General features: G+C 51.4%; 13 protein-coding genes. 9 read left to right on the plus strand and 4 right to left on the minus strand.

Annotated features, from left to right (window positions below; translation table 11 throughout):
• Positions 1-48: 48 nt before the first annotated feature.
• Complete coding sequence (gene thiI / locus NSQ73_RS06305) at positions 49-1,275, plus strand: tRNA uracil 4-sulfurtransferase ThiI (RefSeq protein ID WP_445669657.1); 1,227 nt, start codon at positions 49-51, stop codon at positions 1,273-1,275.
• An 81-nt stretch (positions 1,276-1,356) separates the two neighbouring features.
• Here the strand turns inward: thiI and NSQ73_RS06310 are convergent, their stop codons facing one another.
• A complete protein-coding gene (locus NSQ73_RS06310; RefSeq protein WP_039304177.1) occupies positions 1,357-2,058 on the minus strand; it encodes a TerC family protein in 702 nt (233 codons plus the stop codon).
• Positions 2,059-2,247: 189 nt separating this feature from the next.
• On the opposite strand from NSQ73_RS06310, the gene NSQ73_RS06315 reads away from it, so the two are divergent.
• The 6 genes from NSQ73_RS06315 to NSQ73_RS06340 all read left to right on the plus strand — a co-directional run bounded on the left by NSQ73_RS06315 (position 2,248) and on the right by NSQ73_RS06340 (position 7,900).
• Positions 2,248-2,907 (plus strand): TerC family protein, encoded by a 660-nt coding sequence (locus NSQ73_RS06315; RefSeq protein ID WP_340985755.1) that lies wholly within the window; start codon positions 2,248-2,250, stop codon positions 2,905-2,907.
• A 170-nt stretch (positions 2,908-3,077) separates the two neighbouring features.
• Positions 3,078-3,590 carry a hypothetical protein gene (locus NSQ73_RS06320; RefSeq protein WP_076244067.1) on the plus strand — a complete coding sequence of 171 codons (513 nt, stop codon included), beginning with the start codon at positions 3,078-3,080 and terminating at the stop codon, positions 3,588-3,590.
• 255 nt (positions 3,591-3,845) lie between these two features.
• Positions 3,846-5,690: a translational GTPase TypA gene (typA, locus tag NSQ73_RS06325; protein WP_039304185.1), complete on the plus strand. Its 1,845-nt coding sequence runs from the start codon at positions 3,846-3,848 to the stop codon at positions 5,688-5,690.
• 160 nt (positions 5,691-5,850) lie between these two features.
• Positions 5,851-6,147: a YlaH-like family protein gene (locus NSQ73_RS06330; protein WP_042139406.1), complete on the plus strand. Its 297-nt coding sequence runs from the start codon at positions 5,851-5,853 to the stop codon at positions 6,145-6,147.
• Positions 6,148-6,229: 82 nt separating this feature from the next.
• On the plus strand, positions 6,230-7,351 hold the full coding sequence (locus tag NSQ73_RS06335) for an LCP family protein (protein ID WP_340985756.1): 1,122 nt from the start codon (positions 6,230-6,232) through the stop codon (positions 7,349-7,351).
• A 96-nt stretch (positions 7,352-7,447) separates the two neighbouring features.
• Positions 7,448-7,900, plus strand: a complete 453-nt coding sequence (locus NSQ73_RS06340; protein WP_042216746.1) for a pyridoxamine 5'-phosphate oxidase family protein — start codon at positions 7,448-7,450, stop codon at positions 7,898-7,900.
• Positions 7,901-7,961: 61 nt separating this feature from the next.
• Here the strand turns inward: NSQ73_RS06340 and NSQ73_RS06345 are convergent, their stop codons facing one another.
• A complete protein-coding gene (locus NSQ73_RS06345) occupies positions 7,962-8,534 on the minus strand; it encodes a YhcN/YlaJ family sporulation lipoprotein (RefSeq protein ID WP_171721005.1) in 573 nt (190 codons plus the stop codon).
• Positions 8,535-8,639: 105 nt separating this feature from the next.
• Here NSQ73_RS06345 and NSQ73_RS06350 point away from each other — a divergent pair, with 105 nt between their 5' ends.
• Positions 8,640-9,971, plus strand: coding sequence for a PhoH family protein (locus NSQ73_RS06350; protein ID WP_039304201.1), 1,332 nt, complete (start codon positions 8,640-8,642; stop codon positions 9,969-9,971).
• A 486-nt stretch (positions 9,972-10,457) separates the two neighbouring features.
• The gene (locus tag NSQ73_RS06355) at positions 10,458-11,690 is read left to right on the plus strand and encodes an extracellular solute-binding protein (RefSeq protein ID WP_340985758.1); all 1,233 of its coding nucleotides are present in this window, start codon (positions 10,458-10,460) and stop codon (positions 11,688-11,690) included.
• Here NSQ73_RS06355 and NSQ73_RS06360 read toward each other — a convergent pair.
• The gene (locus NSQ73_RS06360) at positions 11,682-12,812 is read right to left on the minus strand and encodes a hypothetical protein (RefSeq protein ID WP_340985760.1); all 1,131 of its coding nucleotides are present in this window, start codon (positions 12,810-12,812) and stop codon (positions 11,682-11,684) included. The two genes, NSQ73_RS06355 and NSQ73_RS06360, sit on opposite strands and share 9 nt — an antisense overlap.
• A 205-nt stretch (positions 12,813-13,017) precedes the next feature.
• Positions 13,018-13,254 (minus strand): DUF2626 domain-containing protein, encoded by a 237-nt coding sequence (locus NSQ73_RS06365; RefSeq protein WP_039304209.1) that lies wholly within the window; start codon positions 13,252-13,254, stop codon positions 13,018-13,020.
• Positions 13,255-13,370 lie beyond the last annotated feature (116 nt).

A 13,370-nucleotide genomic window follows, 5' to 3' on the forward strand; every position in this document is an offset into this window, starting at 1 on the left:
CACGGAGCAAATGCTGCGGGGATTGGAAGCAGCATTGAATATGCGGATATGCTTCTGCTGCGCTTTGGAGAATTTATCTTAAAAGGAAAAAACCGCAGCCGGTTCGAAAAAACAGTGCTCCGTCATGTGAAGGAGATGGTTAAACCCTATCCCGGTGTGGTGCTCAGCAAAGAATTCGGGCGGATATATGTCGAACTGAACGGTGAGCCGGCGGGAGAGTTAACGGATGCACTGAAGAATGTATTCGGCATCGCTTCAATTAGCCCGGTGAAGGTGTCCCGGTCGGAATTTGAAGAGATTCTTGCAGCCAGCAGGACATTCCTGAATATTATTGCCCCGGCAGCAGGAACGACCTTCAAGGTTAGTGCCCGCCGGGTATGGAAGGACTTTCCGTATGGCTCCATTGAGATGGGTAAGCTTATTGCCACTCCTCTGCTGCAGGGGTATCCCGGGCTGCTTGTGGATGTGAAATCTCCGCAGATGGAGCTGAGAATTGAGATTCGTGAAGGGCATACCTATATTTTCTGCGAGAATATTGCCGGTGTCGGCGGGTTCCCGCTCGGTACGAACGGCAAAGCAATGCTGCTGCTGTCCGGCGGCATTGACAGCCCGGTTGCGGGCTGGTCATCCATGCGCAGAGGACTTGAAGTGGAATGTGTCCATTTCTACAGCTACCCGTATACCAGCGAGCTTGCCCGTCAGAAGGTTGTAGATCTGACGCGGGTACTGTCGCGTTATGCCGGAGTGATCAAGCTCCACCTGGTTCCGTTCACGGAGGTCCAGACCTCCTTTACCGGAATTGGCCAGGATAATCTGATTATTACACTAATGCGCCGGGCCATGCTGCGGATTGCCACCGCTCTCGCTGAACGCGAAGGGGCGCTGGCCCTGATCACCGGTGACAGTCTGGGGCAGGTCGCCAGCCAGACGCTGCCAAGCATGAATGTCATTGGCCGGGCCACTGAGCTGCCGCTGCTGCGTCCGCTGGTGATGATGGATAAGAGTGAGATTGTCGGAATCTCCCAGAGCATCGGCACCTATGACTTGTCCATCCTTCCTTATGAAGATTGCTGTACGCTGTTCGTGCCCAAGTCGCCGACGACGAATCCGAACATGCGGATTGTGGACAAGATTGAAGCCACGCTGCCCTGGTACCAGACACTCCTGGAAGCGGCGGTTGCCGGAACAGAGACGGTATCGATTACACCATACGGTGATGAGAAGCCGAGCGATGTGATCCCTGTACAGGCAGGTTTACAGGAAGAATGGTTCTAGAATAGCTGAAGAAGAGGTGCCCTGCAGCCGGTAATACTGGTTGGCCGGGGCACCTCTTTCTGATATATGGCGGTATATGCATTACCGGGTAGAATTGCCGCTATGCGGAATTCTGCCCTGTGCGCGGTGGCGCTGCCAGAGGCCGGCGGCAAGGATGCCTGCAATCACCAGAGCAATAAACAGATAGTGGAGCAGCGGCTGCTGTTCGAAGAAGGGGGCAATCCGCTTCTCACTGGTAATCATACTTGCGGCCGTGAACCCAAGCACGGCTGAGCCGATATAGATAATCCAGGAATATCTGTTGATCAGCTTGATGAACAGCGTGCTGCCCCAGACCACAATCGGCACGCTGATCAGCAGCCCGAGCACCACAAGCGTAATATTGTGTTTGGCTGCCCCGGCGATCGCGATAACATTATCCAGCCCCATCGCCGCATCTGCGACAATGATCGTCCGTACGGCCGACCACAGTGTTCCTCCGGCCTGTATGTCCGTGTCCTCCGTATTCCCCCCTGTCAGCAGTCTGTAGGCGATCATAATAAGCAGCAATCCGCCGAATAGTAGCAGCCAGGGCACTTTGAGCAGCCACACGACAAGGATCGTCGCGATAATCCGCAGCACTACGGCGCCCCCTGTGCCCAGCAGAATTGCCTTCTTCTGCGAACTTCCCTGCAGGTTCCGCGCGGCCAGGCCGATCACTATGGCATTATCACCGGCCAGAATCAGATCGAGGAAGACAATATTCAGCAGGGATAATATGAAATCCGTAACGGATGGATTCAATAGGGGTCACTCCTCGAATTTGGTGGGAAGATATACGGGCATTTTTGACATACGGCAGGCAGGCTATAATTTTGTATACGCTGGAACAGCCCCGCTCATGCGTAGTTTCTAAAAAAGCAGGACAGGATGCATAGCTTGTCACCCTGAGGCATACATGTATTTACATGGAGTTCAGGGAGGTTGAAAAGAATGGATTCTTTATTGCTGCTGGGTGAAATACTGATGATCAATCTGGTGCTGAGCGGAGACAACGCGATGGTCATTGCGATGGCCAGCAAGAATCTCCCGGAGAAGCACCGCAGGCAAGCGGTATGGTGGGGAGCTGCAGGGGCAGTGGGTCTGCGCTGCATCCTGACTTTTGCCGCAGTGCTGCTGCTCAAAATTCCTTATATTGAAGCCGGAGGCGCGATACTGCTGCTCTGGATCTCCTTTAAGCTGCTGCTGGAGGAGGAGGAGGAACTTAAGATTGAGGGGAGCTCCAGTGTATGGAAGTCGGTGCGCACCATTCTGCTCGCCGACTTCATCATGAGTCTGGACAATGTGCTGGCGATTGCAGGCTTGGCCAAAGGAGATCTGGCACTCATCGTAATCGGGATTGCCATCAGCATTCCGATTGTGGTCTGGGGAAGCGGCATCATCGTGGGCTGGCTGCACCGTTTCCCGGTGCTGGTCTTCATCGGAGCCTATATTCTGGCGTATACGGCCGGTAATATGCTGCTGCAGGATGCCAAATTTGGTGCGGTCATTTCCTTCATGCTGCCTACATTCCACTCCATGCTGCCGATGGTTCTGGGGATTCTTGTCGTAGTAACAGGTATGCTTAAGCGGAGGATGGTATCTGCAGGATAAGAAGCGGCAATACTAGAGGCTGTGCCAAAAGCTGGAAAGCTTTGGTGCAGCTTTTTTGTGCAATTCCCCCGAATACACGAAGAATGATGGTGTTTTAATTATTTTTCAGATAAAATATAAAATGACGAGGGCCAGAGAAAAGACGCGAATTTTGAAGGGATGGGTGAAAGATGTCTTCCAAAAACGACATGAAACTGGGTGTGTTCATCGCCGCCGCCGGCATTGTGATTCTGTTCGGGAAGCTGGGGGTGTTCGGATTTCTTGGACATGCCTTGTGGCCGCTCGTAATTCTGGTTCCGGGCCTGTTCCTGCATGTGCTCTTCTTCACCCGCCGTGCTTCTGCATCTGTATTGATACCTGCGGGCATATTAACGGTATACGGTCTGCTATTTGGACTATGCAATACATGGGGCTGGGACCTGATGAGGCATTTGTGGCCTATCCTGCTGCTGGGCATTGCGGTCGGACTTTATGAATATTCGCTGTATTCTTCTGCCAGAAGCAGAGGACTGACAACAACCGCTGTTATCCTTGGGCTGCTAAGCATTGTGTTGTTCATCTTCACCCTGCTCGGGACCGGAGCCTTGTATCTGCTGGGTGCCGTTCTGGTTGCCGCAGGCCTATGGCTGATGCTGGGCCGGGGCAGACCGGGCGGGCGCAAGAAGTGGAACGGCGGCTGGTAAGACAGCCAGGCAAACGGCACAGATTGAGGGAATGGACACCGCTGAATTTGACGTAAGGCAAAATTAGAAAAATTAAACGAAGTTGGTAACGTTTTTTTCAGAAAAAGACTTGCTTTTCATGGTGCTTTCACGATACTATTAAGGATATGTTGGAGCGTCGGGTTTCTGCCTGGCGCTTCTTTTGTGAGACTGCCGTGACATGCTATAAATTTAAACATTTTTAATTTGATAAATGAGAGGATTTGGATACAAATCATGCATTCAAGAAAAGATATTCGCAATATTGCGATCATTGCCCACGTTGACCATGGTAAAACAACACTCGTCGATCAGCTTCTCCAGCAATCAGGGATTTTCAGCGCGCACGAGCACTTGCAGGAACGGGCCATGGACTCTAACGACCTGGAGCGGGAACGCGGAATCACTATCCTAGCCAAAAATACAGCAATTACCTATAAAGAGTTCCTGATCAACATCGTAGATACCCCTGGACACGCCGATTTCGGCGGTGAAGTAGAACGTATCATGAAGATGGTTGACGGCGTACTGCTGGTTGTGGATGCTTATGAAGGCTGCATGCCGCAGACTAAATTCGTTCTGCGCAAAGCACTGGAACAGCACCTTACACCTATCGTTGTCGTGAACAAAATTGACCGTCCGGCTGCACGTCCGAAGGAAGTTATTGATGAAGTTCTGGATCTGTTCATTGAGCTTGAAGCCAGTGACGATCAGCTTGAATTCCCGGTTGTTTATGCTTCTGCGCTTAACGGCACATCGAGCATGGACCCTGAGAAGCAGGATGAAACGATGCTTGCCCTTTACGAAACCATTGTTGAACATATCCCGGCTCCAACTGAAAAAGTTGAAGAGCCCCTGCAGTTCCTGGTAACTCTGATGGATTACAATGAATACCTTGGCCGTATCGCCATTGGCCGTGTTAACCGCGGTGTAATCAAGCAGGGCCAGTCCGTAACAGTTATTATGCGTGACGGCAAGAGCAAAACAGCACGTATCGAGAAGCTGTTCGGTTTCCAGGGCCTGAAGCGTGTTGAGACTGAAGAAGCGGGTGCAGGCGACATCGTAGCAATTGCCGGTATCAAGGACATCAACATCGGTGAGACTATTGCCGATCCGCAGCATCCAGAAGCGCTGCCTGTTCTGAAGATCGACGAGCCTACAATGCAAATGACGTTCCTCGTGAACAACAGTCCGTTTGCCGGTAAAGAAGGCAAGTGGGTAACTTCCCGTAAGCTGCGCGAACGTCTGTTCAAAGAGCTGGAAACGGATGTCAGTTTGCGTGTGGATGAAACGGATTCCCCTGATGCGTTTGTCGTATCCGGCCGTGGTGAGCTTCACCTGGGTATCCTGATCGAGAATATGCGCCGTGAAGGTTACGAAATGCAGGTTTCCAAGCCTGAAGTTATCGTCAAGGAAATCGACGGAGCCAAAATGGAGCCGCTTGAACGCCTGATGATTGATGTTCCCGAAGAAAGTATGGGCGCTGTTATGGAAAGTCTGGGAACACGCAAAGCAGAAATGGTCAACATGATCAATCATGGTACTGGCCAGGTTCGTCTGGAGTTCCTGATTCCTGCACGTGGCCTGATTGGTTACAACACCTACTTCCTGACCCTGACCCGCGGTTATGGCGTTATGAACCATGCGTTTGACAGCTATGCTCCACTGATTGGCGGACAGGTTGGCGGACGTCACCAAGGCGTACTCGTATCCAGTGAAACCGGCAATACGACTCTATATGGCATGATGGGCGTAGAAGACCGCGGTATTCTCTTCCTGGAACCGGGAACTGAAATTTATGAAGGCATGATCGTAGGTGAGCACACCCGCGATAATGACATCATTGTAAATATCTGCAAAGAAAAACAGCTGACCAACGTTCGTTCTGCAACGAAGGATGAGACTGTTAAGATGAAGACTCCGCGTATGTTCTCTCTGGAAGGCGCGCTTGAATACCTGAATGATGATGAATATTGCGAAATTACACCTAAATCCGTTCGTCTGCGCAAAAAGATCCTGAACAAGGGTGAGCGCGAACGTGTAGAGAAGCAGCGTAAAGCGGCGCAAGCCAGCCAAGCGTAAGCTGTCACCCATTCAAGCCGCCGGATGAAGAATCCGGCGGCTTTTCTTGTTTATTTTTCCGGACAGAAGACCGTTCAAATTGCAGGGATTAAAAGCAGTATAAAACCGCTGAGGATGATATAATGTAAACGATACTTATATCCGGGAGGAGTGACGAGCTGTGCAGAGCTGGTTCGCTGAGCATCCAATTGTCGCTTACATTGTCATCTTTATTCTACTGACTTATGTGTATAACCGTGTATTTCGCGTCAACCAGAAGCTGCCCATCGGCAAAGAGATCGTACTTTATATTATGATGGCTATAGGCTCGGGAATGCTGCTCATCTTCCAGCATGACAAACTTCCGATCATCCAGTGCCTGCTGGTGGCGGTAGGGTTAATGCTGCTCGTGCGGGTCCGCTACCTGGTAGAGGCCCGGCAGAAGCGGAAAGCTGCAGCTGCGGCGAAACGGCACTAGGCGCAACTTTTAGTGCTCCGGATCGTCTAACTTATTATAAAGTTATCTAATTCTACCTGAATGAAAAGGACCTAATTCAATTATGAATACAAGCAAGGGCAGTCTGCCACCCAGATCGAACGGCCAGCAAGGAACCAACAGACAGCAGTCCAGACCCGCTGCCTCGACCAAATCAACGAAATCAACCAACTCAACCAAATCTAATAAGAAGAAGCCTAAGAAACGCGGGTTTTTCGCCCGGCTGATGAGACTGCTGCTGATCATCCTCCTGGTTGCCGTAATTGCGGCGCTGGGCTACGCAGGGTACTTGTACTGGAAGTTTGATCAGGGAGGGTTCGGAGTGGACCAGCCGGTTCAGGCCGGGCAATCCGCTTCAGAGAAGCCGCTTACGATGCTGCTGCTAGGCACTGACAACCGTCCGAAGCACCCGTCCAATCTGACGGATGTGATTATGGTCGCGGCGCTGAACCCGGAGACCCAATCGGCGACCGTAGTCTCACTGCCGCGCGATACTTACGTAGAGCTTAGCGGCTATAAGAAAACGAAAATCAATGCGTTCTACTCCCGCTTCAAGAGCAAGGAGAAGACCTCAGGGATTCTGGCCGGGGATGAAATGAAGACCATGATGAGCAAATATCTCGATATTCAGGTCGATTATGTTACTGTGCTTGATTTCCAGGGTTTCCGGGATATCGTGGATGAATTCGGCGGTGTAGATGTCAATATCAGCGAGAATATGTGCTACACGGACAGTGTGGACGGAACAGATATTAATCTCAAGAAAGGCCAAGCCCAGCTAAATGGGGATAAGGCGCTTGATTATGTACGTTACCGTAAATCCAATTGCAGTCCGGCAACGAAGCCTTCCGATGATTTTGACCGCAATAAACGCCAGAATGAAGTGCTTAATTCGCTGATCACGCAGATGCAGTCACTCGGAGGGGTGCTCAAAATCGGCAAGGTGCTGGATGCCGTGGACGATAATCTGGCCAGCGATATTGAGAATGCCCAGATCAAGAGCATGATAGCGACTTACTGGAATATATCTAAGGAGAATGTAGAATTTGTGCCGGTGACAGGAACCTGGCGCAGTCCCTATGTATATATTGACGATAAGGAGCTGGACGCAGCCAAGCAAAGCCTTCAGGACCAGATATCCGGCCTCTCAGGTGCCGCTGCTGCTGCGGCCGCAGACAGTCCTTAAAGAGCAGGAAAGAATCTACAAATTGAATGCAAGTTTCATCCTGTGCTATAATATAATAAATTGAATGCACTCACGCCGCATAGGGGGCCTGTACTTATGTCCGAAGCCGTTGCTCAGCTCAACGAAACTCTGCTAGCTATGCTGCAGTCGGAAACCTTTGTTCTTCTAAACACTGTGGATGCTGAATCCGGTGGCCCTACATCTACTGCGATTTCCTGGATCTATGCAGTGAGCCCTTCTATTGTGCGCTTATCGGTAGATCACCGTTCCAGACTTGTGAACAACATGAAGGTCAACCCGCTGGTAACCATTACTGTGTTTGGTGAGGGAACGGTTCATGCCATCAACGGGCGTGCTTCTGTGAAGCAGGACCCGCTGCCGGATGTTCCTTTTAAGATGTGCTGTTTTGATGTTGAGATTGAAGCGGTCCGCAATGCGCTGTTCTACGGCGCTCATCTGGAATCTGCTCCGAAATATGCGAAGGTATACGATGCGCGTGCGGCTGAGAAGCTGGACGGACAAGTATTTGCCGCCATGCAAAAAGCCTAGTGTGCCATCACTAGGCTTTTTTTGTCTCCAGATCCTGCGCTTTGTACAGGAATGTGCAAGCTTATTGTCCGTTACCTTGCGGTTTGGTATCCTCCGGCAGCTGCGGAATGATCCGGCCGATAATGTCGGCCATTTCTGAGGCGAAGCCGGATACCGGGTTTCCCTTGGTAATATGCTTTCCCATCTCGGCTAACCTGCTGGTGAGGTCCATGTCGGCAGTAACGAGCGTTCTTACACCCCTCGGGTCTTTGCGGATAGCTTCCGCTACCGTGTATTTCACGCTTCCGACCCGTGAGCGGGTAAGCGATCCGTCGACATCAATGCCGACAACGGCAATGTTGTTCATTACGACACAGTGGGCTCCGTTTACACCGGGAACTCTTTTGGCTAACTGTTCAAAATGATCCTTAAGTGCAACATCGCTTTCGCCCTTAACGTCAGAAGGTTGTCCGTTCTCTGGTGTAGGTTCAAGGGCTGTACCATCTTCGGACAATGTCCGTACTCCGTGATTCCCCTGGCTGCTCAAGGCCTTTGACGATTGTTTATCCTGAGGAGAGGGTGATGTCTCTTTATTAGCGATACCGCAGCTTGTCAGCAGCAGCAGTACCAGCAACAGACACATTGATTTTCTCATATGTGCTTACTCCTTTCAGCCATAGTTCAGTGGTTTACCTTATCTTGCCCTTGCTGAAAAGAGTTATGTATGATCAATCAAACCAGGCGCTGTGGAGGGGATAACATGAAAAAGATATTCGTACTAGACACTAACGTGCTACTGCACGACCCCAATTCGATTTTTGCTTTCAAGGCGAATGAAGTTGTCATTCCTGCTGTAGTCCTGGAAGAAATCGACTCCAAGAAGCGTAATGCCGATGAAATCGGCCGCAACGCCCGCACCGTGTCACGCTTGTTAGACGGACTCCGGGAACTGGGCCACCTGCACAGCGGTGTGGTACTGGAACATGGAGGCACGCTGAAGGTAGAGCTTAACCACCGCAGCTTCGTAAAGGTACAGGAAATGTTCGGGGAGGTCTCGAACGATAACCGCATATTGGCTGTTGCCCTCAATTATCTCCATGAGGAGAATGAAAAGGCTGATCCCAGTCCTGTGGTACTCGTAAGTAAAGATGTACTCGTCCGCATCAAAGCGGATGTGCTTGGCATAACACCGGAGGATTATTTATCCGACCGCACCGGAGATTTGAATGAGCTGTACTCCGGCTGCCAGTCGCTGATGGTGCATCCTTCGCTGATCGATGAATATTATAGTCACCGTTTCTTGTCCATCAAACAGCTGTCGTTGTCCTACCCGCTCTACCCTCATGAATTTGTCATTCTGAAGGATGAGATTGGCAGCGGCAAATCGGCCCTGCTCAAGGTGAACAGCGATGCCAGCCGGCTCGAACCGCTGTACCTCGGCAATGATGCGGTATGGGGCATCAGCGCCCGGAATGCCCAGCAGCGGATGGCGCTTGAGCTGCTGCTGAATGATGATATTCCGCTGGTGACCATTACCGGTAAAGCGGGTACGGGGAAGACGCTGCTGGCGCTTGCCGCCGGACTGTTCAAGGTGGAGGACGAACATAAATACAAGAAGCTGCTGATCGCCCGTCCGGTAGTCCCGATGGGTAAGGATATCGGATATTTACCGGGGGAGAAGGACGAGAAGCTCCGTCCATGGATGCAGCCGATCTATGATAACCTCGAATTCCTGTTCGATACCAAAAAAGCCGGAGATATTGATAAAATATTGATGGGCCTGGGCAGCATCCAGGTAGAGGCGCTCACTTATATCCGCGGACGTTCCATTCCGTCGCAGTTCATCATCATCGATGAGGCGCAGAACCTGTCCCGGCATGAAGTGAAGACGATTGTCTCCCGCGCCGGTGAAGGCAGTAAGGTGATTCTGATGGGAGATCCGGAGCAAATCGACCATCCTTATCTGGATGCCGCGAGCAACGGACTTAGCTATATCGTTGAGAAATTTAAGCAGCAGGGCATCAGCGGCCATATTACGCTTGAGAAGGGCGAGCGTTCGCATCTGGCTCAGCTGGCTGCGGACTTGTTGTAGCCTTTAAGCTCTTCGCAGCCTGGCATAATGGGCTTCAGCCCACAAGCTTAACTCGCAGCACCCGCTCTTCAATCGGCAGCCCGCCGGTTGATAAGCACAATCACGGCCGGGAGATGACCACTCCCGGCTTTTGTCTGCCCCGCCCCGGAACGGTGGAGGGGATGCTCTAAGATAGCTGGAGCCGATATGGCGGGAGCACCGGAGGGGAATTTTGGAACTGGAGGAGCGGGAGCGTCCGCCTTTGTCTCCGGATTTCAACCGCGCACAGCGGTCTAATCGAAGAAATCTGGAGACAACAGCGGCCGGAAGTCCAAATATTCACCGCAGGTGCGAATACCGCCCAACCGGCGGCCCGTTCTTCAGACGATTCACCTTACAACGTTCACACCTATATAATAGAAAGAGAACGTTTTCACAAACGCAGACAAGCACGTATATGTCTGCTAAAATGAGGAAGACGAGGATAGCGGGAGGAGAGAGAAGCACGTGCTGAGACGCAAAAACTATTGGCTGCTGTTTGCTGTTCTGCTGCTGTCGCTGACAAGCCTGTCGCCCAGCATGGAGCTGGATACGGACGAGGGAAGCTATCCGCCCAGACAGCCGCTGGACCAATCGGAGCGCCCTCCTTCAGGTGAACTTGGGGACGAGCAGAGCTTGACCATCCGTGTATCGCTCAGCAGTTTGGAATTTGGCGTACTGCAGCGGATCAGCAACAATTACAGCCTGTCGAGCGGGGTCAGCGTACAGCTGACTAATGTGGACACTGAAGAAGACGGGGCGGCTCAGGTAAGGGAGGAACTAACGGTCGGGGATAGTCCCGATATTGTAATGCTGGACGGCCACAGTATTTTTGATCTGGCTTCCCGGGGATATTTGCTGCCTGTGGATATATACCAGAGTGTTCCCGGGAGCACCCCTCTTACCATGCTGATCCCGCAAATGCAGTGGAACGGATACGACTGGGGCGTTCCGCTCGATATCGATCCCTATGTAATGGTATATTCTCCGCAGCGGCTTGCGGAATGGGGGCTGTCCGGGGCACCGTCAAGTCTGGAAGAATGGAGCGGACTGCTGAACCGGCTGAACGGGGAGGAGACGAAGGAACATTATTTGCTGGCAATGGATACGCGGAACCCTTATGGTTATGCAGCTGTACTTCAGAGCATGGGAGGCGGACTGCTGTCTATGAGTGAAGCGCAAGCGGCTTGGACGGAAGCTGCCCGCGGATATTTTTATCTGACCAGCCGGTTTAATCAGGATATCTGGAATATGCTGCAGGATGGCAAGCTTGCGGTGGCCGTAGTGCCGCTCTCCGAATGGAGAAAATATGGAAACTCTACGCTGGCGGTCCAAGCGCCGCTGGAACAGACGGGCCACAACATCTACGAGGCAATCCATAGCCGCTTTTTTGCGCTCCCGGCACAATCCGGCAGCCCGGAAGCAGCGGTCAAGTGGCTTGCTTATGTGACCTCAAGCTCGGCTCAGCTGGAATGGCTGGAGAATACAGACCATCTGCCTGCACTGGATGAATTGTACCGCTCCGGATTGCCTGAAATCTCCCGGCTTCCGTTCGACTCCGGATTATTCCTCACCGATGACAATGCCCCCGAGTCAGACTCTGAGGGCGAGTGGAGCCGCAAGGCGGAAGCGGCAATTCTGCTCTTGACCGGCAAGCTGGATGCGGCGGGATATCAAGCAGCGGCCGCAGCATCAGAATGAGAGGGACAGCTTGACATGGAGCACGCCGTCCGAACTGGATACTTCTGTGGCATGCAGGAATGAGACGATTTTTGACGGATAGAAGCTCAGATCGAACTCTTCCTCCAGCGCCTGACGGGTGGTATCCGGCAGCTCCAGTCCATTGAAGACCACATGGTCCACATGGAACATTAATCCGTTGACCGGTTCCTCCTGAATGGTGTAATGACCGGTCAATGTCAGTGACAGTCCGCCGCTTTTCCCTGTGGCTGTAATCTCGTTATCCTTGAAATGAAAAGCGAAATCTTTGAACAGCGTATTCTGCGTGACCAGGAATTCGTTCAAATCCTCTTCTTTCAGCGCAAGATTATAAGTCATCCCCTTACGGACCAGCACACCGTCCCGGTTCTGGACGAACTGCGGCAGATGCTTCATCGCCGAGGATAACGCCTTGAAATAAGTCTTAACCTCATGTATTCCGATATTCTCCCAATATTTACTGAATTCCTCCAGCAGTACCCCCATGCGCTCAGGATCTGTACTGGCCTGAATACCGCCCTCAATTTCTTCATTCAAAGCAAGCACACGCTTCTGCTGCTCCTGGAGCGCTGTTTTGAGCCCGGCGAGCTCTTCAGAGCTGCGCTGTGCGGCCGCAATTGTTTTTTTCAAATCCTTGTATTGTGTTTCATACTGTGACAGCGTGTCCCGGTCCTGCCCCATAATAATCTCATAATAATCATAAAGAGCGAGCACTCTGCTGATGCTTTTGGCGGACAGTAAAGCTGCAAGCAATCCGTCGCGTTCCCCCATATAATAAGCCCGCACAACTGCGCCTGCGCGTTCCTGCTGATCTGCAATGGCCGTTTGTTTGGCGGCAGACTGCCGGGTCAGCGTGGCGACTTCACTTTCAAGTGCTTGTTGTTCTGCCGTAATCCGGACAATCTCCCGTTCAATCTCCGCTGAGGACAGAGTCTGTTCGAGCAGCCTGCGGGTTTCTTCATTATCCGGAACGGCAGGTGCTGAAGCACTGAGGCCGGAACCTGGGCCGGCGGACAGATATACCGGTGAAGCCAGCGGCAGAAGTGTGCAGGTGAGAAGGAGTAGAGCTGCAAATAACCGGCGTAAGGAACTGCGGAATAACACCACATCACCACCTTGAACAGAGTTGAGTAATAAGTATGTACTAATAATATGTTTCTGCCTGTTAAAATATCATACCCTGTTTCGGCATCCGGGAACTACATTCGGACAAACAAAATTACAGCGAAAACATATAAATTCCCATACAAAAAAACGGAGTTGCTCCTTGAGATAAAGGAACACTATCCGTTTCAGTACTGTATATGCGTTACAGCGGCAGACCCATCTGAAAGACTGTCCAATAACTGAAGCCTGTAAAGGTCAGGATCATATAACCCCAAAAGAGCAGAATGTAGGTCTTTTCCGTGAATTTCATGTAGCCGAGGATCACAAAAAAAGCGGTTTGTAAAAAGAATAGCAGGGCCATTTCCGTAAGATCACCGGCGAAAGCCATAAGTCCGATAACGAGTGTGAAAAATCCCAATACGCGAAACATGCGGTCCAAGAGAGAGTCCCCCTTCCAGTATGAATCCGGATACTGCTGCTTATTTATCATTATAACGGCTCTGCAAAACACTGTAAACGAATTCATTGAAAAAAAAGGCAGGAAATCATAATATT

The sequence above is a fragment of the Paenibacillus sp. FSL R10-2736 genome (genome assembly GCF_038000245.1).
Taxonomy (GTDB): domain Bacteria; phylum Bacillota; class Bacilli; order Paenibacillales; family Paenibacillaceae; genus Paenibacillus_AQ; species Paenibacillus_AQ phytohabitans.

Bases quoted from the DNA above. Each gene is read 5' to 3' on its own strand.
- NSQ73_RS06350 (WP_039304201.1), top strand. From the start codon at position 8,640: ATGAAAAAGATATTCGTACTAGACACTAACGTGCTACTGCACGACCCC.
- NSQ73_RS06320 (WP_076244067.1), top strand. From the start codon at position 3,078: ATGTCTTCCAAAAACGACATGAAACTGGGTGTGTTCATCGCCGCCGCC.
- NSQ73_RS06345 (WP_171721005.1), bottom strand. From the start codon at position 8,534: ATGAGAAAATCAATGTGTCTGTTGCTGGTACTGCTGCTGCTGACAAGC.
- typA (WP_039304185.1), top strand. From the start codon at position 3,846: ATGCATTCAAGAAAAGATATTCGCAATATTGCGATCATTGCCCACGTT.
- thiI (WP_445669657.1), top strand. From the start codon at position 49: ATGCTTCTGCTGCGCTTTGGAGAATTTATCTTAAAAGGAAAAAACCGC.
- NSQ73_RS06315 (WP_340985755.1), top strand. From the start codon at position 2,248: ATGGATTCTTTATTGCTGCTGGGTGAAATACTGATGATCAATCTGGTG.
- NSQ73_RS06335 (WP_340985756.1), top strand. From the start codon at position 6,230: ATGAATACAAGCAAGGGCAGTCTGCCACCCAGATCGAACGGCCAGCAA.
- NSQ73_RS06340 (WP_042216746.1), top strand. From the start codon at position 7,448: ATGTCCGAAGCCGTTGCTCAGCTCAACGAAACTCTGCTAGCTATGCTG.